The organism is Hydrogenophaga aromaticivorans (assembly GCF_013387465.1).
GTDB lineage: Bacteria > Pseudomonadota > Gammaproteobacteria > Burkholderiales > Burkholderiaceae_C > Hydrogenophaga > Hydrogenophaga aromaticivorans.
Genome location: NZ_VYGV01000025.1, coordinates 218099 through 237912, shown reverse-complemented (window position 1 = coordinate 237912; position 19814 = coordinate 218099). Strand labels below are relative to the sequence as shown.

Genomic DNA, 19814 nt, shown 5'->3' with positions numbered 1-19814 from the left:
CTCGGGAGGTCGGATCAGACGGGGCGGTTTTCGTTCGGGTTCCGCACGGGGCCCATCAATGAAAGGCCTTCGTCGTAGGTGATGGTGTCGAAGGTGACGTCGTACTTCAGCGCGGCGTCGGCGATGGCGTCGAGCTTGCCCGCGGTGTCCTTCTTCTTCAGGTCGCCCTTCTCCAAGTAGAACAGGTCGAGCAGTTCGTTGTAGACCGTGGCTTCGTCGATCGGCAGCACGTAGAACATCGCGCCCTTGTACGGCACCTGGTACTTCTTCGAGAGGTCGATGTTGTTGCAGAACAGGAAGTACTTGCCGCCCGCGCTCAGCGTGTCGCCCAGCACCTCGGCCACGTCCTTCAGGTACTCGAAGCTCAGCAGGTAGCCTGCGAAGAAAGACAGGGTTTTCTCGCCCACGGTGCCCACCGCCATGGCCTGGCCGCACAGCAGTTCGGGCGGACGCGCTTCGTCGGCCAGCTTGGGCGCAAAACGCAGCGCGAGTTCGCCGCGAAAGCCGACCCGGCCGAACTTGTTGGTGCTGCCCTTGAGCAGGGGGTTGAGCAGGCGGCCTTCGTCGTCCAGGCGGGCGAACGCGGTGTCGTCGATCTCTTTGGTGGCCAGGGTGGCGGTCATGGAGCTTCCTTCGGGTTGGTGGCAGGGATTGCCGGGGGGTTTGGGGTGTTGCGCATCCAGTCGGCGGTCTTGAAGAAGGCCGCCATCAGCACGCGGTGCAGGTCCGCGGGAACGCCGGTCTGCTGCATCGCGGCGTCCATGCAGGCGAGCCAGGCATCGCGCTCGGGCACGCCGATGGGAAAGGCCGCGTGGCGCATGCGCAGACGCGGGTGGCCGCGCTGCGCCGTGTAGTCCTTGGGGCCGCCCAGCCACTCGGCCAAGTACAGCCGCAGCACGGCCTTGGTGTGGCCCAGATCGGGCTCGTGCATGGCGCGGATGCCGCGCGAATCGCTGCGGCTGTCCATCTGGGCGTAGAAGGCATTCACCAGGCGGTCCACCGCCGTCTGGCCACCGATCGCTTCAAAGTGCGAGGGCGGCGCGACCGGTTCGGTGGTGAGCGCGTGGGGCAGGTTCATGCCTCTCTAAAGAGCAATGACCGTACCAGGCGGATTTGTCCACCCGCGGCCATCAAATGCGACACAAAGCCGCCGCGGCGACCCTTCGACGCGATGTGTGTGCGACGGATTTCGCCGTTTTGTCGGGAACAGGACAAAGCCCAAGCGGCGCCCGCAGCGAGCCCTGAAAAGTGCACTTTTCCCTCTGTGAAGGCCCTGTTTCAAGAGCGACAAAACAGAGGCCAAACAACATGGCACGGAAGCTGCAAAGAGGAGGCTGCGCGGACACCAGTCCGGCCGACGTGAACCTAGAGCAATAAGACCAACAGGCACGGAAGGCTGACCCAAAGTCGCGGCAACGCTTGCTTAGGTTCTTTAACTTTCCTGAATGGAGTACTGCAATGGCCAAACTTCGGCAAATCGCCTTTTACGGTAAAGGCGGCATCGGTAAATCGACCACTTCCCAGAACACCCTGGCTGCTCTGTCCGACCTCGGCCAGAAAATCCTGATCGTCGGCTGCGACCCCAAGGCCGACTCGACCCGCCTGATCCTGCACGCCAAGGCACAGGACACCATCCTCTCGCTGGCCGCTGAAGCCGGCTCGGTGGAGGACCTGGAGCTCGAAGACGTGATGAAGATCGGCTACAAGGACATCCGCTGCGTCGAGTCCGGTGGTCCTGAGCCAGGCGTCGGCTGCGCTGGCCGCGGCGTGATCACCTCGATCAACTTCCTGGAAGAAAACGGCGCCTACGACGGCGTGGACTACGTGTCCTACGACGTGCTGGGTGACGTGGTGTGCGGCGGCTTCGCCATGCCCATCCGCGAAAACAAGGCGCAGGAAATCTACATCGTGATGTCGGGCGAGATGATGGCCATGTACGCGGCCAACAACATCTCCAAGGGCATTCTGAAGTACGCCAACTCGGGTGGTGTGCGTCTGGGTGGCCTGGTCTGCAACGAGCGCCAGACCGACAAGGAACTGGAACTGGCCGACGCCCTCGCCGGCATGCTGGGCAGCAAGCTGATCCACTTCGTGCCGCGCGACAACATCGTGCAACACGCCGAGCTGCGCCGCATGACCGTGATCGAGTACGCACCCGATTCCAAGCAGGCCGCCGAGTACCGCACCCTGGCTTCGAAGATCCACAACAACGCTGGCAACGGCACCATCCCCACCCCCATCACGATGGACCAGCTGGAAGACATGCTGATGGAGTTCGGGATCATGCAGCAGATCGACGAGTCCGAAGTCGGCAAGGCCGCTGCGGCCGCCGCCGCCCTGGCCGCCGCCTGAACGGCCCCGCAAGTCCGATCCGCCTGGCTTGTGCCGGCGGGTCGGTCTTGATCACCCAAGCAAACCAAATATCCATCGGAGTTACCCATGACTGCCACAGTTGAAGACCGCAAGGCCACGAACAAAGCCTTGATCGATGAAGTGCTGAAGGCCTATCCCGAAAAGATGGCCAAGCGCAGGGCGAAGCACCTGGGCTCGTTCGAAGAAGGCAAGCCGGACTGCGGCGTCAAATCCAACATCAAATCCCTGCCGGGCGTCATGACCATCCGCGGTTGTGCCTACGCCGGTTCCAAGGGTGTGGTGTGGGGCCCCATCAAGGACATGATCCACATCAGCCACGGTCCCGTGGGTTGTGGCCAGTACTCCTGGGCCGCACGCCGCAACTACTACATCGGCACCACCGGCATCGACACCTTTGTCACGATGCAGTTCACCAGCGATTTCCAGGAAAAGGACATCGTCTTCGGTGGTGACAAGAAGCTCGACAAGATCATCGACGAGATTCAGGAGCTGTTTCCCCTGAACAAGGGCATCTCGATCCAGTCCGAGTGCCCGATCGGCCTGATCGGCGACGACATCGAAGCCGTGTCGAAGAAGAAGAGCAAAGAGTACGAAGGCAAGACCATCGTGCCCGTGCGCTGCGAAGGTTTCCGTGGCGTGAGCCAGTCGCTCGGCCACCACCTGGCCAACGACGCGATCCGCGACTGGGTGTTCGACCGCACCGACCCGAACAAGCGCCCCGAGTTCGTCTCCACACCCTACGACGTGGCCATCATCGGCGACTACAACATCGGTGGCGACGCCTGGTCCAGCCGCATCCTGCTCGAAGAAATGGGTCTGCGCGTGATCTCCCAGTGGTCCGGCGACGGCACCATCGCCGAGATCGAGAACACGCCCAAGGCCAAGCTCAACGTGCTGCACTGCTACCGCTCGATGAACTACATCAGCCGTCACATGGAAGAGAAGTACGGCATTCCATGGGTGGAATACAACTTCTTCGGCCCGACCATGATCGAGAAGAGCCTGCGCGAAATCGCCAGCCACTTCGACGACAGCATCAAGGCCAAGGCCGAAGAGGTCATCGCCAAGTACAAGCCGCTGATGCAGGCCGTGATCGACAAGTTCAAGCCGCGCCTGCAGGGCAAGAAGGTCATGCTGTTCGTGGGCGGTCTGCGTCCGCGCCACGTGATCGGCGCCTACGAGGACCTGGGCATGGACGTGGTCGGCACCGGCTACGAATTCGGCCACGGCGACGACTACCAGCGCACCACGCACTACGTGAAAGACGGCACGCTGATCTATGACGACGTGACCGGCTACGAGTTCGAGAAGTTCGTCGAGCAGGTGCAGCCCGACCTGGTCGGCTCCGGCATCAAGGAAAAGTACGTGTTCCAGAAGATGGGCGTGCCCTTCCGCCAGATGCACAGCTGGGACTACTCCGGCCCCTACCACGGCTACGACGGCTTCGCCATCTTCGCCCGTGACATGGACATGGCGATCAGCTCTCCGATCTGGGGCCTGACCAAGGCTCCCTGGAAAAAAGCAGCCTAAAGACCGTGGGCGGCCTGGCTTGTGCCGGTCGCCCGCTCCTTGAATTCTCAACATCCTCTGGAGAGCACCATGCCCCAATCAGCCGACAAGATCCTCGACCACGAACTGCTGTTCCGTGAGCCCGAGTACCAAGACATCTTCCGCAACAAGAAGGCGGAGTTCGAGTTCAACCACAGCGACGAAACGGTCAAGCAGATCGTCGAGTGGACCAAGACCGAAGACTACAAGCAGAAGAACTTCGCCCGCGACTCCCTGTCGGTGAACCCGGCCAAGGCCTGCCAGCCGCTGGGCGCCGTCTACGTCGCCAACGGTTTCCAGAAGACGCTGAGCTTCGTGCACGGCAGCCAGGGCTGCGTGGCCTACTACCGCTCGCACTTCAGCCGCCATTTCAAGGAACCCACGTCCTGCGTGAGCTCGTCGATGACGGAAGACGCGGCCGTGTTCGGTGGCCTGAACAACATGGTCGACGGCCTGGCCAACGCCTACAGCCTGTACAAGCCCGACATGATCGCCGTCTCGACCACCTGCATGGCCGAAGTGATCGGTGACGACGTCGACGCCTTCATCAAGACCAGCAAGCAAAAAGGCAGCGTGCCCGAAGAGTTCGACGTGCCCTTTGCCCACACCCCGGCCTTCGTCGGCAGCCACATCACCGGCTACGACAACGCGCTGCTGGGCATCCTGCGCCACTTCTGGGACGGCAAGGCCAAGACCACCGAACCCCTGGTGCGCGTGCCCAACGACAGCATCAACTTCATCGGTGGCTTCGACGGTTACGTCGTCGGCAACATGAAGGAAATCCGCCGCATCTTCGATCTGTTCGGTGTGCAGGTGAACATCATCTGTGACCCGTCCGGCAACTGGAACACGCCCACCGACGGCGAGTTCCGCATGTACGCCGGTGGCACCTCGAAAGAAGAAGTGGTGGCCGCGCTGCACGCCAAGGCCACCATCGTGTTCCAGGAATTCTGCTGCGAGAAGACCAGCAAGTTCATCGCCGAACACGGCCAGGAAGTCGTCACGCTGAACGCCCCGATCGGCGTCGCCGGCACCGACCAGTTCCTGATGGAAATCTCGCGCCTGACCGGCAAGCCGATCCCGGCCGAGCTGGAAAAAGAACGCGGCGAACTGGTCGACGCCATGGCCGACAGCCAGGCCCACCTGCACGGCAAGCGCTACGCCCTCTACGGCGACCCGGACCAGATGCTCGGCTACGCCCAGTTCCTGCTGGAGCTCGGTGCCGAACCCTCGCACGTGCTGGCCACCAACGGCACCGAAACCTGGGCCGCCAAGGTGCAGGCCCTGTTCGACTCGTCGCCCTACGGCGCCGGCTGCAAGGTCTACCCCAAGCGCGATCTGTGGCACCTGCGTTCGCTGCTGTTCACCGAGCCGGTGGACTTCCTGATCGGCAACACCTACGGCAAGTACTTGGAACGCGACACCAAGACCCCGCTGGTGCGCATGGTGTTCCCGATCTTCGATCGCCACCACTACCACCGTTTCCCCACCTGGGGCTACGAAGGCGGCATGCGCGTGCTGGTCACCCTGCTCGACGAGTTCTTCGAGACGCTGGATGCGAACACGATTGTTCCGGGCAAGACGGACTACAGCTACGACATCATTCGTTGATGGCTCCCCCCCGCGCCGCCTTCGGCGTCACCCCCCAGGGGGCGCCGCTGGCGGCCGGGCAAAGCCCGTTCCGCGGCGGCCCCGGTTGAGCTCCCCCTTGCTCTTCCTAGGCTGCTTCTGATCCAACGTTCCATATCTAGAGGTGCCCTATGGCCAACGTGACATTCAGTTCTCCGCGCATGAAGAAGGACCTCACGGTCTATGCCATCGCGGGTGACACCAAGACCTTGCTGGCGGTGGCGAAGGCCAACAACATTCCGCTCGATTTCGAGTGCGAAAACGGCGAGTGCGGCTCCTGCCAGCTGCAGGTGACCGTGCTCTCGGGCAACACGCCGCACGGTGTGGCGCTGACCGAAAAAGAGAAAACGGTGTTGAAGCTGGCCGGCAAGATCACGGCGCAGCAGATCGCCGACGCCGAGACCAAGGACCTGCCGCCCCCATGGCGTCTGGCTTGCCAGTTCATCGTGCGCAACGAAGACATCGTCGTGAAGTTCTGATCATGAACACGCCCGCCACCCCCACAGCACCGGCTCTCGATGAATCGGGAAGCACGGCCCTTGAGGCGGTCTACATCAAGACCACGCAGGACGGCCGCAAGGTTGAAGTGATCGACGGCTGGGTGTGTCTGGGTGGTGTGCGCGAGGCGGACAACCTGATCGCCATGGACGAACACCCGAACCGCCAAGCGATTGCCAAGGCGGTGCCCGGTGCCACCCATGTGGCCGGTCGCCTGCCCCTGACCCTGCCCGAAGCGGCTGTGGCCCAGGGCGCTCTTTCGATTGCGCAGCGGCAGTTTGACGCCAGCCCGGCCGGCATCACCCAGCGCCTGCGCAAGGCGGTCTGGGCGAAGTCCGCCGCCGAAGGCGTGGAATGAAACCGGGTTGTCCGGCCCGGCGCCGGTTGGCCCACAGTGGCTGGCCGCGCTGCCCGGGCGGACGGCGCCCCTGGCGCTGAGCCAGTGGTTTTGACCTTACCTGGCCCACGGAGAAAACCATGATCTATGTGGTGGAAGTGCCCGAACAAGCCGCCCCGCGCGCCTGGTTCGCCTACGACGAGGCCGACTTCGCCCGCAAGGTCGCGGCCGGTGACCCACTGGAGCCCTGGGAAATCCACGACCAGTTGACCGCGCGTGGCCTGCTCGAAGACATCGGCCACGCCGAGGTGGATGCGCTGGCGCGCGAACGCTACCCGGCCATCTGCGCGCTCGGTGACAGCCACGGCTGGGACACGGCCCTGTACCGCGCAGACCACCTGCTCGGCAGCGGCGTGCTGAGCGCCGAGCCGGTGAGCGAGGCCGCGGCGCTGGAGGCCGCGCTGGCCGCGCGCGGCGGGCTCACCTGCGTCTACCGCGGCGACCGCGACGCCATCGGCGCATTTGAAGGCGCCGACCCGCGCATCGCCGGCAAAGACAACTGGCACGCGCGGCGCGCCCTGTACGAACAGCTGGTGGCGCTGGAAGTGCTGGCCGACGACAACTGATCCCCACCGATCCACGGCCATGAAGCTGCGCATCGAACGCACCCATGCCCAGACCCTGGCCGAGGAATTCCCCGAGCTGGCCGGCCTGACGGACCAGCTGCGTTTCGGGCAGCACGCCGAGACCCGGCTGCGCCTGCTCAGCGCGCCGGTGCTGGACCGGCTCGACCAACTCTGGGACGCGGGCGGCCCGGCCCAGCAGCGCCGCGCCGTGCAGCTGCGTTCGCTGCGTGGCTTGCTTGGCGTGCCCGGCGCCCAGCGCTTCACGGCCGACACGCTGGAAGACGTGGTGCCCGCGCTGGTGGCTTACCTGGCCGAGGGCAGCACGCACGGCTGGCTGTTCAGCGCCGACACCGACGGCGTGCCGCTGGCCTGGTGCCCGACGCGCATCGACTACACCCCGCCCTCGAACGACGAAACCGGCAAGGTCTACCTCGACCTCAAGGCCAACGCAAAGGGCGGCCTGGTCAACCAGACCCTGCGCCTCTCGGGCAACGACGTGATCGGTCGCAGCGTGGCCGAGCTGCTGCTCGCGCGCGGCCTGGTGCGCGAGACGCCCGAGCTGCTGCGGGCCTACGAAGCGTCGGTGGGCACGTACTTCGAGTGGCGTGCGCAAAGCGGTGCCCAGTTCCTTGGCCGCGGCCTGGCCTTTCACGCGCCCGACCCGAGCGCCACCCACCGTGACAGCGACTGGCTGCGCAAGGACATCGTGATCCTGTCGGCCAACGGCGAAGCGGCGCGCCTGGTGAACGACGAGGCCGTGCTGCAGCAGCGCGACACCAGCCTGGAGACCACCGGCGAGCTGTTGAGCAACTACCTGAACAAGGCCGCCAAGAGCAGCCAGTACGACGCCGAGCAGGATGTGCTGGCCCTGAAGGCCGCATTGCAGAACAGGCCGCGCCTGTTCCGCCAGCTGCCGGTGCACCCGCTGATCCTGATGTTCCACCTGGAGCTGCACCACCATGTGTGGGTGCACGTGGACGACCTCGAACCCTACGCCTACAAGCCCCAGCTCAAGCAGCTGCTGGTGCTGCCGCCCGAGCAGACCGACCTGATCGACATCCTCACCGCCGAGATGGACGTGCTGATGGACGACATCATCGCCGGCAAGTCCGGCGGCACCACGGTGCTCTGCGCCGGCCCGCCCGGCGTCGGCAAGACGCTCACCGCCGAGGTCTACGCCGAGATCATCCAGCGCCCGCTCTACCGCGTGCACTCGGGACAGCTCGGCCTGAACGTGGCCACCATGGAAACCGCGCTGAAGGACGTGCTGCAGCGCGCCCAGCGCTGGGGGGCGGTGCTGCTGATCGACGAGGCCGACGTCTACATCAAGAAGCGCGACGACAACCTGACCATGAACGCCGTGGTGGGCGTGTTCCTGCGCGTGCTGGAGTACTTCAACGGCCTGCTGTTCCTGACCACCAACCGCGTCGACGACATCGACGAGGCCATCGTCTCCCGCTGCATCGCGCTGATCCGCTACCACGCGCCCGACGCCGCCGCGCGAGCGCGGATCTGGGGCGTGATGGGCGAGCAGTTCGCGCTGGCGCTGGCGCCCGGCATGCCGCAGATGCTGGCCGATCTGTTCCCGGCCGCGACCGGGCGTGACATCAAGGGCCTGGCCAAGCTGGTCGCCAAGTACTGCCGGCACAAGCAGGTCGGCGCGAGCCGCGAGGTGTTTTTGCGCTGTGCGATGTTCCGTGGACTCGACCCGGTGGGCACACCATGATCGCCCGCATGCAGTACCTGATCCTGCAGAACAGCGGCGAGGTCACGACGAGCCTGCTCGCCGAGCTGCAGGGCGAAGACGAGCTCTTCGCCAGCGCCAACACCCTGGCCTGTGTGGAGATGCATTTGCTGCGCATGGCGCAGACCCTGGCGCACTGGCCCGAGCCGCTGCGCCTGCGCCTTGTCCAGCTGGACTGGCACGGCTGGGGCCGGCTGCAGGGCCTGCTGGAGAGCGACGGCCAGCCGCGGCGCGAAGAAGTCTGGTATGGCATCCACGCCCTGGTGCCGGCCACGCTGGAACTGATCGCCCAGCTGCGCCAGAAAGAGCCGGCCTGGTTCGAACTGGATTTTTGACCCAAGGAAGAAACACATGGACTCCGTAGAAGAATTTCTGGCCCACACCATCCAGCTGGAAAACGAAGCCGCGCTGCGCTTCGGCCAGCTCGCCGACGCCATGCGCACGGCCGGCAACACCGAGGTGGCCCAGCTGTTCCGCCAGCTCGCCGACTACTCGCTCTTGCACCTGGGCGACGCACGCGAGCGCGCCGGCTACCGCAACCTGCCCACGCTGGCCGAGGCCGACTACCAGTGGCCCGACATCGAAAGTCCCGAGGCCGCCGCGATCTGGGCCGCCGATCCCTTCATCGGCATTGAGCAGGCGCTGCAGGTGGCGCTCGACGCCGAGAGCGCCGGTCTGGCCTTTTACGACAACGTGCTGCAGACCACGACCGACCCCGAGATCAAGGTGCTGGCGAAAGAGTTCGTGGAAGAAGAGGCGCAGCACGTGGCCGAGCTCGAGCGCTGGATCGCCTTGCACCGCAAGGGTGAAAAGCTTCCGATGCAGAAGTGAACCGCAGTGGTGGGGCGGCCTGTCGCAAAGCCACCGTGACATTCCCTCCAAAACCGCCACTGAAGAGCGAGCGACAAGCGAAAACGGACTGAAAAGCAGCGGTTTTGGGCTGGCACCCAACTTGCAAAGGGACTCCCAACCCACCGTCTGGAGTCCGCCATGTCTGTATCGCTCAAGGCCAAGATCGCTGAAGTGTTCGAGGAGCCCGGCTGCGACATCAACCAGGGCAAGAGCGAGAAGGAACGCAAGAAGGGTTGCACCAAGCAGCTCTCTCCCGGCGCGGCCGCGGGCGGCTGCGCCTTCGACGGTGCCAAGATCGCGCTGCAGCCCGTGGTCGACGTGGCCCACCTGGTGCACGGCCCCATTGCCTGCGAAGGCAACTCCTGGGACAACAGGCACAGCGCCTCGTCGGGTTCCACCATCTACCGCAGCGGCTTCACCACCGACATCAACGAACTCGACGTGATCTACGGCGGTGAAAAGCGGTTGTTCAAATCCATCCGCGAGATCATTGAAAAGTACAACCCGCCCGCGGTCTTCGTCTACCAGACCTGCGTCACCGCGCTGACCGGCGACGACATCGAAGCCGTGTGCAAGCGCGCCGCCGAAAAGTTTGGCAAGCCGGTGATCCCGGTCAACGCGCCCGGCTTCGCCGGCCCCAAGAACCTGGGCAACAAGCTCGGCGCCGAAGCCCTGCTGGACTACGTGATCGGCACCGTCGAACCCGAGTTCACCACCGCCTACGACATCAACATCATTGGCGAATACAACCTGGTCGGTGAACTCTGGCAGGTCAAGCCGCTGCTCGGCGCCCTGGGCATCCGCATCCTCTCGTGCATCTCGGGCGACGGCCGCTACAACGAGATTGCCAGCGCCCACCGCGCCAAGGTCAACATGATGGTCTGCTCCAAGTCGATGATCAACATCGCGACCAAGATGGAGCAGCGCTACGGCATCCCGTATTTCGAAGGTTCGTTCTACGGCATCAGCGACATGAGCGAGACCCTGCGCCAGATCGCCAGCCTGCTGGTGAAGCAGGGCGCCGACGCCGAACTCATCGAGCGCACCGAGCGGCTGATCGAGGTGGAAGAGGCTCGCGCCTACAAGCGCATCGCCGAATACAAGAAGCGCCTGCAGGGCAAGCGCGTGCTGCTGATCACGGGCGGCGTGAAGTCCTGGTCGGTGGTGGCGGCGCTGCAGGAAGGCGGCATGGAGATCGTCGGCACCAGCGTCAAGAAGAGCACCAAGGAAGACAAGGAAAAGATCAAGGAGATCATGGGCGAGGGCGCCGACGCCCACATGATCGACGACATGACCCCGCGCGAGATGTACGCGATGCTGAAGGAAGCGCGCGCCGACATCATGCTCAGCGGCGGCCGCTCGCAGTTCGTGGCGCTCAAGGCGCGCATGCCCTGGCTCGACATCAACCAGGAACGCCACCATCCCTACGGCGGCTACGAGGGCATGGTCGAGCTGGTGCACGAGATTGACCGCGCCATCTTCAACCCGGTGTGGCAGCAGGTGCGCATCCCCGCGCCCTGGGGCGACGATGGCGAAACCCTGGGCGCGGTCACGCCCACCGTGATGGGCACCTCGACCGACCACCTCAGCGCGGTGGCAGCGAACGCCATGGGCCTGGAGCCCGAAGAAATCCCGGTCTGACGGCCACCACAAGGAACACAACCATGGCCCGCGTCGTCGAATCCAAAAAAGCCTGCACCGTCAACCCGCTCAAGATGAGCCAGCCGCTGGGCGCGAGCTTTGCGTTCCTGGGGCTGGACGCCTGCATGCCGGTGATGCACGGCTCGCAGGGTTGCACCTCGTTTGGTCTGGTGCTGCTGGTGCGCCATTTCAAAGAGGCGATCCCGCTGCAGACCACTGCCATGAACGAGGTCACCACCATCCTCGGTGGCTACGAGAACATCGAGGCGGCGCTGCTCAACATCCGCAAGCGCGCCGCGCCCAGGGTGATCGCGATCTGCTCCACCGGCCTCACCGAAACCAAGGGCGACGACGTCGACGGCTACCTCGTCACCGCGCGCAAGCGCCACCCCGAGCTGGCCGACACCGAGATCATCTACGTCTCCACGCCCGACTACGTGGGCGCGTTCGAAGACGGCTTCAAACACGCCATCACCGCCATCGTGAAGTCGCAGGTCAAGCCACTGCCGGTGGTGGCCGACCAGGTCACGCTGCTGCCCGGCAGCCACCTCACGCCCAGCGACATCGACGAGCTGCGCGAGATCATCCAGGCGTTTGGCCTGACCCCCATCGTGCTGCCCGACATCTCGGGCTCGCTCGACGGCCACATCGCGCCCGACTGGCGCGGCACCACGCTGGGCGGCACGACGCTGGAACAGATCCGCGCCGCGGGCGCCTCGGCTTTCACGCTGGGCATCGGCGAGCAGACGCGCGAAGGTGCCGAGGCGCTGGAGGCCATTGCCGGCACGCCATTGGAGATCTTCGAGCGCCTGACCGGCCTGGCCAGCAACGACCGTTTCCTGCAGCGTCTCTCATTGCTCTCGGGCAAGCCGGTGCCGGCCAAGTACCGGCGCCAGCGCAGCCAGTTGCTCGATGCCATGCTCGACGGCCATTTCTACACCGGCGGCATGAAGGTGGCCATCGCCGCCGAGCCCGACCTGATGCTGGCCCTGGGCGGCCTGCTGCACGAAATGGGCGCCGAGCTGACGTGCTGCATCAGCACCACGCAGTCCAAAGCCCACGAGCTGTTGCCGGCCGAGCAGGTGCTGCTCGGCGACCTGGAAGACCTGGAGACCGCCGGCGCCGACTGCGACCTGCTGGTCACGCACTCACACGGCCGCCAGGCCGCCGAGCGCCTGAACAAGCCGCTGCTGCGCGTGGGCTTTCCGGTGTTCGACCGCGTCGGCAACGCGCACAAGGTGAGCGTGGGCTACCGCGGCACCATGAACCTGATCTTTGAAATCGCCAACCTGATGATCGAACGCATCGCCCACCACCACGCGGGTGACTGGCCGCTCACGCCCGAAGCGCAGCTCGCCACACGGCGGCTCGACAAGTCCAACGACGCCTTCCCACCCACCCCGCTGGCAGCTGCCAGCGCCTGAAGCATGAACAACCCCCTGCGCCGCTTCGCGTCTTCCCCCTTGCAGGGGGACGCACCCTGTGGCCCGGCGAAGCCGGTTCCACGGGTGCGCTGGGCGGGTGTCTGCATTCTGGAACCTTTGTCGTCACAAGGAGAAACGCCATGAAGATCGCCTTCGCCACCCAGGACAAGGAGCGCGTGGACGCGCACTTCGGCTGGGCCAAGAGCATTGATGTCTACGAGATTTCGGCCACCGGCCACCACTTTGTCGAGAGCTTCGAGTTCGGCGACAAGCTCGAAGAAGACGGCGATGAGGACAAGCTCGCGCCCAAGCTTGAAGCCATCAAGGACTGCGCGATCCTCTACGTGGCCGCCATCGGCGGCTCGGGCGCGGCGCGGGTCGTGGCCATGAAGATCCACCCGATCAAGGTGCCGCAACCCGAAAGCATCGCCGAGATCCTGGACAAGCTGCAGGCCGTGCTGCAAGGCACACCGCCGCCCTGGTTGCGCAAGGCCATGGCCAAGGACAGCGAACGCGCATTCGATTTTGAAGACGACGAGGTCACCCCATGAACGCCACCGCCACCGCCACCCCCGAACTCGCGCCCGAGAGCGACGAGGCTTTTCTCTCCACACCCTTCGTGCAGCAGCTGATCAAACAGATGCGCGCGCAGGACACGCACGGCAGCTGGGAAGGCAAGACCGACCTGCAGCTGCTCAAGCCCTTCATCCACACCGCCGAAGAGCGCCGCGCCCTGCCCATCCTCGGCGACCCGGACCCCGAGACCCTGTGGCACCTGGAGATCTTCTACAACGCCATCGCGGTCGCCATCGAGCGCGAGACCGGCCAGATGGTTTCGCCCATGATGAAGATGAGCCATGAAGGTTTCGGTCGCATGGTGCTGATCGCCGGCCGTCTGGTGGTGGTCAACAAGCAGCTGCGCGACGTGCACCGCTTCGGCTTCCCTTCGCTGGCCAAATTGTCCGACGCCGGCAGCAAGTTCCTGACCGAAGCTGTCGCCATGATCCGCGAGTTCCCCGCAGTCGCCCAGTACGGAGCCTGACCATGAGCACCGAAGCCGATGAACTCAAGGCGCGCCTGAAGAAGGCCAACGCCCAGGCCACGCAGGCCAAGATGGACCTGCACGACCTGTCCGAGGACCTTCCCACAGGCTGGGAAAACATCCTCTCGGTGGCCCAGCGCTGCCACGACACCCACGCCACGCTGATGGACTTGCGCAAGGCCGTTGCCGCGGCCGCTGAAAGCTGAAGGAGAACCGCATGAGCGCCACATTCAGTATCACCATGCCCAGCGGTGCCACCTGGACGCCGACCTTTGTCGCCGCCCTGGACGAAGAAAAATGCATCGGCTGCGGTCGCTGCTTCAAGGTCTGCCCGCGCGGCGTGCTCGAACTCGTGGGCCTGACCGACGAAGGCGAGCGCATCTCGGTCAACCTCGACGACGATGACGACGAGGAATACGAAAAGAAGGTCATGACCATCGCGCACCAGGAACTGTGCATCGGCTGCACCGCCTGCTCGAAGATCTGCCCGAAGAAGTGCTACTCGCACGCCGCCGCACTGGCCTGAACCCCCATGCCCGAGCTGGCCACTCCCCGACCCGACTGGCGCGCACTGGCCGAGCGCATGCAACGCCGGCGCGATGAGGTCGACGACGTCTTGAGCCTGCTGCTGGAGCACGCCGACATGGCGGTGGGCCCGGCCGACGAGCTGCGCCAGGTGTCGTGGGCCATGGCCTGCGCCACGCTGGGCGATGGGCACCTGTGGCAAGACATGGGCCTGCCCTCGCGCGAAGCCCTGTCGCAGTTGATCTCCCACTGGTTTCCGGCCCTGGCGGCCCGCAACACGCAGCACATGCGTTGGAAGAAATTCCTCTACAAACAGCTCTGCCTGCGCGAAGAGCTGTCGATCTGCCGCTCGCCCACCTGCGAGGCCTGCTCCGAACACAGCGCGTGTTTTGGCCCTGAAAACACGCCCATCGTGGTGCTCGCCCAACCCGGGGAAGTACAAAGGGTTTGACGCAACTTGCTTACCAATGGCCTACATGCAGTACCCAAAGAAAAAGCCCGCTATCGTTCAGATAGCGGGCTTTCCTTTGTTTACTTGGTGCCGGAGAGATGAATCGAACACCCGACCTTCTCATTACGAATGAGCTGCTCTACCGACTGAGCTACACCGGCTTGTAGCCCAAGATTATAGCGTGCTGTGGTAGCTGGTCAGGCGGTCGACTTCGTTCTTTGAGCCCAGCATCACGCTGACGCGTTCGTGCAGCTTGGTCGGCTGGATGTCGAGGATGCGCTGGTGGCCGTTGGTGGCGGCACCGCCGGCCTGTTCGACCAGCCAGGCCATCGGATTGGCTTCGTACATCAGGCGCAGCTTGCCTGGCTTCTCGGGTTCGCGCTTGTCCCAGGGGTACAGGAAGACGCCGCCACGCGTGAGGATGCGGTGCACGTCGGCGACCATGCTGGCCACCCAGCGCATGTTGAAGTCCTTGCCGCGGGGCCCTTCCTTGCCGGCCAGGCATTCGTCCACATAGCGCTTCACGGGTTCGGCCCAGTGGCGCATGTTGCTCATGTTGACGGCAAATTCCTTGGTGTCGGCCGGGATCTGAACGTTCTCCCGCGTCAGCACGAACGAGCCCTGCTCGCGGTCGAGGGTGAACATGGCCACGCCATCGCCCACGGTCAGCACCAGGGTGGTCTGCGGGCCGTAGACGCAATAGCCGGCGGCCACCTGCTGGGTACCGGGTTGCAGGAAATCCTGCTCGCTGACAGGCTCGATGGTGTCGGGGTCGTCGTTGCCCTTCTTGAGCACCGAGAAGATGGTGCCGATGGACACGTTCACGTCGATGTTCGACGAGCCGTCGAGCGGATCGAACATCAGCAGGTATTCGCCCTGCGGGAAGCGGTTGGGCACCACATAGATGCTGTCCATCTCTTCGCTGGCCATGGCGGCGAGATGACCGCCCCATTCGTTGGCTTCGATCAGCACCTCGTTGGCGATGATGTCGAGCTGCTTCTGCACCTCGCCCTGCACGTTTTCGGTCTCGGCAGCGCCGAGGATGCCGCCCAGGTCGCCCTTGTTGACGGCCTGGCTGATGCTCTTGCACGAGCGGGCCACCACTTCCAGCAGCAGGCGCAGGTCGCCGGGAATGTGGCCGTCGACACGCTGTTGTTCGACGAGGTAGCGGGTCAGGGAAATGCGTTTGGTCAAGGTTTCCTCCGTGGCTGGTTTTGTCAGGTTCATTCAGCGAGGGCGCGGGTGACGACCTCGCGCACGTCGTTGCTCAGATCGGGTTTGGCCGCCACGCGGGCGATGGCTTCGCGTGCTGCGCTGCGGTAGGGTTCGGCGAGTTTCTTCCAGCGATCGAGCGCGCGCGCGAGGCGGGCGGCGACCTGCGGGTTGAAGGCGTCGAGTTCGATCACGCGCTCGCGCCAGAACACATAGCCCGACGCATCGTTGCGGTGGAAGGCGCCGGGGTTGGCGCTGCAGTAGCTGAAGATCACGCTGCGCGCGCGGTTGGGGTTCTTCAGGTTGAAGTCCGGGTGGTTCAGGAGCTGGCGCACGGCGGGCAGCACGTTGCCGCCGCGGTCGGGTGCGCCGGCCTGCAGGGCAAACCACTTGTCGATGACCAGGGCTTCGTTGCGGAAGATGGCGTGGAAGCGGGCGAGTGCGTCCTGCGCGAGCGGCTGGCCACTGACCACCAGGGCCGAGAGGGCGTTGAAGCGGTCGGTCATGTTGCCGGCGTCCTTGAAACGCTGGTAGGCCTTGCCCGGCCAGACCGCATCGCCGGTTTCGCGCGCGGCCAGGCAGAGCATGGTCAGGGCCATGCCGGCCAAGGCACGGCGACCGGTGCTCAGCGGGTCGGGGCGGTAGGCGCCGTTGTCCTTGTGGGCTTCATACGCCCAGGCCCAGTCGTCGAGCAGGGCTTCGGCGAGTTGCTCGCGCATGGTCTCGCGCACCGCGTGGATGCGCTGCGGGTCCACCACGTCGAGCTGCTCGGCGATGTAGGTTTCGCCCGGCAGCGTGAGCACCAGTTCCTTGAACGCCGCGTCCAGCGTGGGGTGGCGCAGCACGTCGCGCATGGCGCCGAGGTAGGCCGCGTCCAGCGGCTCGTGCGGCACCGGGCCTTCGGCTCGGATGGCGGCGAGTGCGCGGCGCAGCGCCAGTCGCTGGCCGGCTTCCCAGCGGTTGAAGGCGTCGGTGTCGTGGGCCAGCAGGCTCAGCAGCTGCGCGTCGGTGTATTCGGCGTCCAGCACCACCGGCGCCGAGAAGCCGCGCAGGATCGAGGGCACGGGTTCGGCGTCCACGTTGACGAAGGTGAAGCTCTCGCTGTCCTGCGTCAGCACAAAGGTGCGGGTGCCGGTTTCGGGCTGGTTCCAGTGCGCGAGCTGCAGCGGCAGTTGATTGCCCTGGGCGTCGAGCAGGCCGATGGCGACCGGGATCACGAACGGCTCTTTTGCCGCCTGGCCGGGCGTGGGGGCGCAGCTTTGCGTGAGCGTGAGCGTGTAGCTGCGCGCGGCCGCGTCGTACACCCCGCGGGCTTGCACGAGCGGCGTGCCGGCCTGGCTGTACCAGCGCTTGAACTGCGGCAGCAGGCGGGCGAGGTCGCTGTCCGGGTTGGCGTCTGCCATGGCCTGTGCAAAGTCGTCGCAGGTGACGGCGCTGCCGTCGTGGCGTTCGAAATACAGCTTCATGCCCGCGGCAAAGCCGGCGCGCCCCACCAGGGTCTGCATCATGCGCACGACTTCGGCGCCTTTTTCGTAGACCGTGACGGTGTAGAAGTTGTTGATCTCGACGTAGCTGTCGGGCCGCACCGGGTGCGCCATCGGGCCGGCGTCTTCAGGGAACTGCGCGGTGCGCAGCACACGGACGTCTTCGATGCGCTTGACCGCGCGCGCCGACGCTTCGGCGCACAGGTCCATGCTGAACTCCTGGTCGCGGAAGACCGTCAGGCCTTCCTTCAGCGAGAGCTGGAACCAGTCGCGGCAGGTGACGCGGTTGCCGGTCCAGTTGTGGAAGTACTCGTGGCCCACGACCGACTCGATGTTGGCGAAGTCGGTGTCGGTCGCGGTGGCGCTGTTGGCCAGCACGTACTTGGTGTTGAAGATGTTGAGGCCCTTGTTCTCCATCGCGCCCATGTTGAAGTCGCTGGTGGCGACGATCATGAAGCGCTCCAGATCGAGCGGCAGGCCGAAGCGGGCTTCGTCCCAGATCACGCTGGCGATCAGCGAGTTCATCGCGTGTTCGGTCTTGTCCATGTCGCCGGGGCGCACATACACCTGCAGCAGGTGGTCGTTGCCGTTGCGGGCCCTGATGCGCTGCTCGCGCGCCACCAGCTGGCCGGCCACAAGCGCGAACAGGTAGCAGGGCTTCTTGTGCGGGTCGACCCATTTGGCGAAATGGCGGCCGTCGGGCAGCGCGCCTTCTTCGACCAGGTTGCCGTTGGACAGCAGCACCGGGTAGAGCTTCTTGTCGGCGCGCAGCGTCACGGTGTAGCTCGCCATCACGTCCGGACGATCGAGGAAATACGTGATGCGGCGGAAACCTTCGGCCTCGCACTGGGTGAAGAATGTGCCCTGGCTCACGTAAAGGCCCATGAGCTGGGTGTTCTTCTCGGGCGCGCAGGTGGTGAAGATTTCGAGCTCGATCGGCGCGTAGCCGTCGGGCAGGTTTTCCAGCACCAGCTGGTTGCCGTCCATCTTGAACGAGCAGCCCGCACCGTTGACCAGCACGCGCGCCAGGTTCAGGTCTTCGCCATCGAGCCGCAGCGCCTGCGCGGCCACGTCCGGGTTGCGGCGCAGGCGCATCTTGTTGAGCACCCGGGTCTTGGCCGGGTCGAGGTCGAAGCTCAGGTCGACAGTGTCGATCCAGTAGGCGGGGGCGGTGTAGTCCTCCCGGCGGACCACGGTGGTGGGGCCTTCACGCAGTGAACTCATGCTCAGACTCCTTGTTTGAGAGACGCTTCGATGAAGGCGTCGAGGTCGCCGTCCAGCACTTTCTGCGTGGCCGAGATTTCGACGTTGGTGCGCAGGTCCTTGATGCGGCTGTTGTCCAGCACGTAGCTGCGGATCTGGTGACCCCAGCCGACATCGGTCTTGGTGTCTTCGAGCTTCTGCTGCTCTTCCTGTTGCTTGCGCAGCTCAAAGTCGTACAGGCGCGAGCGCAGGCGTTTCCACGCCACGTCGCGGTTGCTGTGCTGGCTGCGGCCGTCCTGGCACTGCACCACGATGCCGGTGGGGATGTGCGTCAGGCGCACCGCCGAGTCGGTCTTGTTGATGTGCTGGCCGCCCGCGCCCGATGCGCGGAAGGTGTCGGTGCGCACGTCGGCCGGGTTGATGTTGATCTCGATCGAGTCGTCGATCTCGGGGTACACGAACACCGAGGCGAACGAGGTGTGGCGCCCGCCCGAGCTGTCGAACGGGCTCTTGCGCACCAGGCGGTGCACACCGGTTTCGGTACGCAGGAGGCCGAAGGCGTAGTCGCCTTCGATCTTGATGGTGGCGCCCTTGATGCCGGCGGTGTCGCCCGCGGTTTCGTCTTCGATCGTGGTCGTGAAGCCCTTGCGCTCGCAGTACTTCAGGTACTGACGCAACAGCATGCTGGCCCAGTCGCAGGCCTCGGTGCCGCCGGCGCCGGCCTGGATGTCCAGGAAGCAGTTCAGCGGATCGGCCGGGTTGTTGAACATGCGGCGGAATTCGAGCTTCTCCACCTCGACCGCGACCTTGGCGGCCTCGCCTTCGATGGTGATCAGCCCGGCGTCGTCGCCGTCTTCGCTCGACATCTCGAACAGCTCGGTGTTGTCGGACAGCTCACCGGTGAGGCGGTCCAGCACGTGCACCACGTCTTCGAGCGATTTTTTCTCACGCCCCAGGTCCTGGGCGCGTTTGGGGTCGTTCCAGACCGTCGGGTCTTCCAGCGCGGATTCGACTTCTTTCAGTTTGGATGCTTTGGCATCGTAGTCAAAGATACCTCCGTAACTCGACCACGCGGGTGGTCAGGTCTTCGAGCTGGCTACGGATGGTGTTGACGCGTTCTGCTTCCATGATGGGGCCTCAATCGGAATTCGGGGATGGGAATCAGCCGGACAGGCAGAAAGCCGCCGTTGACACAATCTCCGATTTTCTCATGCCCGCCGCCCTC

The 19814-nt window shown here is 64.8% G+C and carries 21 protein-coding genes and 1 tRNA gene; 16 read left to right on the top strand and 6 right to left on the bottom strand.

Features of this window, described 5'->3' with window-relative positions:
- Positions 1-14: 14 nt before the first annotated feature.
- Both F3K02_RS23245 and F3K02_RS23240 read right to left on the bottom strand, forming a co-directional pair.
- Positions 15-623, bottom strand: coding sequence for a hypothetical protein (locus tag F3K02_RS23245; RefSeq protein WP_177138456.1), 609 nt, complete (start codon positions 621-623; stop codon positions 15-17).
- Positions 620-1078 (bottom strand): group II truncated hemoglobin, encoded by a 459-nt coding sequence (locus F3K02_RS23240; RefSeq protein WP_177138455.1) that lies wholly within the window; start codon positions 1076-1078, stop codon positions 620-622. Before F3K02_RS23240 ends, F3K02_RS23245 begins: the two co-directional genes overlap by 4 nt.
- Before the next feature lie 380 nt (positions 1079-1458).
- Here F3K02_RS23240 and nifH point away from each other — a divergent pair, with 380 nt between their 5' ends.
- The 16 genes from nifH (at position 1459) to F3K02_RS23160 (ending at position 14690) form a co-directional block, all read left to right on the top strand.
- Positions 1459-2352: a nitrogenase iron protein gene (gene nifH, locus F3K02_RS23235; protein WP_177138454.1), complete on the top strand. Its 894-nt coding sequence runs from the start codon at positions 1459-1461 to the stop codon at positions 2350-2352.
- A gap of 87 nt (positions 2353-2439) precedes the next feature.
- The gene (gene nifD, locus F3K02_RS23230) at positions 2440-3903 is read left to right on the top strand and encodes a nitrogenase molybdenum-iron protein alpha chain (protein WP_177138453.1); all 1464 of its coding nucleotides are present in this window, start codon (positions 2440-2442) and stop codon (positions 3901-3903) included.
- Positions 3904-3972: 69 nt separating this feature from the next.
- Positions 3973-5532, top strand: a complete 1560-nt coding sequence (gene nifK, locus F3K02_RS23225; RefSeq protein WP_177138452.1) for a nitrogenase molybdenum-iron protein subunit beta — start codon at positions 3973-3975, stop codon at positions 5530-5532.
- A 149-nt stretch (positions 5533-5681) separates the two neighbouring features.
- The gene (locus F3K02_RS23220) at positions 5682-6029 is read left to right on the top strand and encodes a 2Fe-2S iron-sulfur cluster-binding protein (RefSeq protein WP_177138451.1); all 348 of its coding nucleotides are present in this window, start codon (positions 5682-5684) and stop codon (positions 6027-6029) included.
- Positions 6030-6031: 2 nt separating this feature from the next.
- A complete protein-coding gene (locus F3K02_RS23215; protein WP_177138449.1) occupies positions 6032-6406 on the top strand; it encodes a hypothetical protein in 375 nt (124 codons plus the stop codon).
- A gap of 119 nt (positions 6407-6525) precedes the next feature.
- Positions 6526-7011 (top strand): hypothetical protein, encoded by a 486-nt coding sequence (locus F3K02_RS23210; RefSeq protein ID WP_177138447.1) that lies wholly within the window; start codon positions 6526-6528, stop codon positions 7009-7011.
- A gap of 19 nt (positions 7012-7030) precedes the next feature.
- The gene (locus F3K02_RS23205; RefSeq protein WP_177138445.1) at positions 7031-8737 is read left to right on the top strand and encodes an AAA family ATPase; all 1707 of its coding nucleotides are present in this window, start codon (positions 7031-7033) and stop codon (positions 8735-8737) included.
- Positions 8734-9090 carry a hypothetical protein gene (locus F3K02_RS23200; RefSeq protein ID WP_177138443.1) on the top strand — a complete coding sequence of 119 codons (357 nt, stop codon included), beginning with the start codon at positions 8734-8736 and terminating at the stop codon, positions 9088-9090. Before F3K02_RS23205 ends, F3K02_RS23200 begins: the two co-directional genes overlap by 4 nt.
- A gap of 16 nt (positions 9091-9106) precedes the next feature.
- Positions 9107-9586, top strand: coding sequence for a ferritin-like domain-containing protein (locus F3K02_RS23195; protein ID WP_177138441.1), 480 nt, complete (start codon positions 9107-9109; stop codon positions 9584-9586).
- Between the two features lie 159 nt (positions 9587-9745).
- Positions 9746-11248: a nitrogenase iron-molybdenum cofactor biosynthesis protein NifE gene (gene nifE / locus F3K02_RS23190; RefSeq protein WP_177138439.1), complete on the top strand. Its 1503-nt coding sequence runs from the start codon at positions 9746-9748 to the stop codon at positions 11246-11248.
- A gap of 23 nt (positions 11249-11271) precedes the next feature.
- Positions 11272-12672 carry a nitrogenase iron-molybdenum cofactor biosynthesis protein NifN gene (gene nifN, locus F3K02_RS23185; protein WP_177138438.1) on the top strand — a complete coding sequence of 467 codons (1401 nt, stop codon included), beginning with the start codon at positions 11272-11274 and terminating at the stop codon, positions 12670-12672.
- A 140-nt stretch (positions 12673-12812) separates the two neighbouring features.
- On the top strand, positions 12813-13223 hold the full coding sequence (gene nifX, locus F3K02_RS23180) for a nitrogen fixation protein NifX (protein ID WP_177138436.1): 411 nt from the start codon (positions 12813-12815) through the stop codon (positions 13221-13223).
- Entirely contained in the window at positions 13220-13714 is a 495-nt protein-coding gene (locus F3K02_RS23175) for a NifX-associated nitrogen fixation protein (protein WP_177138434.1), read from the top strand. Before nifX ends, F3K02_RS23175 begins: the two co-directional genes overlap by 4 nt.
- A 2-nt stretch (positions 13715-13716) precedes the next feature.
- Positions 13717-13920: a CCE_0567 family metalloprotein gene (locus tag F3K02_RS23170; RefSeq protein ID WP_177138424.1), complete on the top strand. Its 204-nt coding sequence runs from the start codon at positions 13717-13719 to the stop codon at positions 13918-13920.
- 11 nt (positions 13921-13931) lie between these two features.
- Entirely contained in the window at positions 13932-14240 is a 309-nt protein-coding gene (gene fdxB, locus F3K02_RS23165; protein WP_177138422.1) for a ferredoxin III, nif-specific, read from the top strand.
- Positions 14241-14246: 6 nt separating this feature from the next.
- Positions 14247-14690: a nitrogen fixation protein NifQ gene (locus tag F3K02_RS23160; RefSeq protein ID WP_177138420.1), complete on the top strand. Its 444-nt coding sequence runs from the start codon at positions 14247-14249 to the stop codon at positions 14688-14690.
- An 85-nt stretch (positions 14691-14775) separates the two neighbouring features.
- Here F3K02_RS23160 and F3K02_RS23155 read toward each other — a convergent pair.
- From F3K02_RS23155 to prfB, 4 genes are all read right to left on the bottom strand, one after another.
- Positions 14776-14851, bottom strand: a tRNA-Thr gene (locus tag F3K02_RS23155).
- 13 nt (positions 14852-14864) lie between these two features.
- Positions 14865-15884, bottom strand: coding sequence for a class 1 fructose-bisphosphatase (locus F3K02_RS23150; protein ID WP_177138411.1), 1020 nt, complete (start codon positions 15882-15884; stop codon positions 14865-14867).
- 29 nt (positions 15885-15913) lie between these two features.
- Complete coding sequence (gene pepN / locus F3K02_RS23145) at positions 15914-18610, bottom strand: aminopeptidase N (RefSeq protein WP_177138410.1); 2697 nt, start codon at positions 18608-18610, stop codon at positions 15914-15916.
- A 2-nt stretch (positions 18611-18612) separates the two neighbouring features.
- Positions 18613-19717, bottom strand: a protein-coding gene (gene prfB, locus F3K02_RS23140) for a peptide chain release factor 2 (protein ID WP_177138409.1) whose coding sequence is annotated in 2 segments (ribosomal slippage) — positions 18613-19635 and positions 19637-19717 — 1104 coding nt in all. Because the reading frame shifts where the segments join, the coding sequence is not laid out codon by codon here.
- Positions 19718-19814 lie beyond the last annotated feature (97 nt).

What these genes read in the sequence shown, in the direction of transcription:
- F3K02_RS23160 (WP_177138420.1), top strand. Translation starts at nt 14,247, where the DNA reads ATGCCCGAGCTGGCCACTCCCCGACCCGACTGGCGCGCACTGGCCGAG.
- nifH (WP_177138454.1), top strand. Translation starts at nt 1,459, where the DNA reads ATGGCCAAACTTCGGCAAATCGCCTTTTACGGTAAAGGCGGCATCGGT.
- pepN (WP_177138410.1), bottom strand. Translation starts at nt 18,610, where the DNA reads ATGAGTTCACTGCGTGAAGGCCCCACCACCGTGGTCCGCCGGGAGGAC.
- nifK (WP_177138452.1), top strand. Translation starts at nt 3,973, where the DNA reads ATGCCCCAATCAGCCGACAAGATCCTCGACCACGAACTGCTGTTCCGT.
- F3K02_RS23220 (WP_177138451.1), top strand. Translation starts at nt 5,682, where the DNA reads ATGGCCAACGTGACATTCAGTTCTCCGCGCATGAAGAAGGACCTCACG.
- nifX (WP_177138436.1), top strand. Translation starts at nt 12,813, where the DNA reads ATGAAGATCGCCTTCGCCACCCAGGACAAGGAGCGCGTGGACGCGCAC.
- F3K02_RS23200 (WP_177138443.1), top strand. Translation starts at nt 8,734, where the DNA reads ATGATCGCCCGCATGCAGTACCTGATCCTGCAGAACAGCGGCGAGGTC.
- F3K02_RS23170 (WP_177138424.1), top strand. Translation starts at nt 13,717, where the DNA reads ATGAGCACCGAAGCCGATGAACTCAAGGCGCGCCTGAAGAAGGCCAAC.
- F3K02_RS23245 (WP_177138456.1), bottom strand. Translation starts at nt 623, where the DNA reads ATGACCGCCACCCTGGCCACCAAAGAGATCGACGACACCGCGTTCGCC.
- F3K02_RS23175 (WP_177138434.1), top strand. Translation starts at nt 13,220, where the DNA reads ATGAACGCCACCGCCACCGCCACCCCCGAACTCGCGCCCGAGAGCGAC.
- fdxB (WP_177138422.1), top strand. Translation starts at nt 13,932, where the DNA reads ATGAGCGCCACATTCAGTATCACCATGCCCAGCGGTGCCACCTGGACG.
- F3K02_RS23210 (WP_177138447.1), top strand. Translation starts at nt 6,526, where the DNA reads ATGATCTATGTGGTGGAAGTGCCCGAACAAGCCGCCCCGCGCGCCTGG.
- F3K02_RS23195 (WP_177138441.1), top strand. Translation starts at nt 9,107, where the DNA reads ATGGACTCCGTAGAAGAATTTCTGGCCCACACCATCCAGCTGGAAAAC.
- nifD (WP_177138453.1), top strand. Translation starts at nt 2,440, where the DNA reads ATGACTGCCACAGTTGAAGACCGCAAGGCCACGAACAAAGCCTTGATC.
- F3K02_RS23205 (WP_177138445.1), top strand. Translation starts at nt 7,031, where the DNA reads ATGAAGCTGCGCATCGAACGCACCCATGCCCAGACCCTGGCCGAGGAA.
- nifN (WP_177138438.1), top strand. Translation starts at nt 11,272, where the DNA reads ATGGCCCGCGTCGTCGAATCCAAAAAAGCCTGCACCGTCAACCCGCTC.
- F3K02_RS23240 (WP_177138455.1), bottom strand. Translation starts at nt 1,078, where the DNA reads ATGAACCTGCCCCACGCGCTCACCACCGAACCGGTCGCGCCGCCCTCG.
- F3K02_RS23215 (WP_177138449.1), top strand. Translation starts at nt 6,032, where the DNA reads ATGAACACGCCCGCCACCCCCACAGCACCGGCTCTCGATGAATCGGGA.
- nifE (WP_177138439.1), top strand. Translation starts at nt 9,746, where the DNA reads ATGTCTGTATCGCTCAAGGCCAAGATCGCTGAAGTGTTCGAGGAGCCC.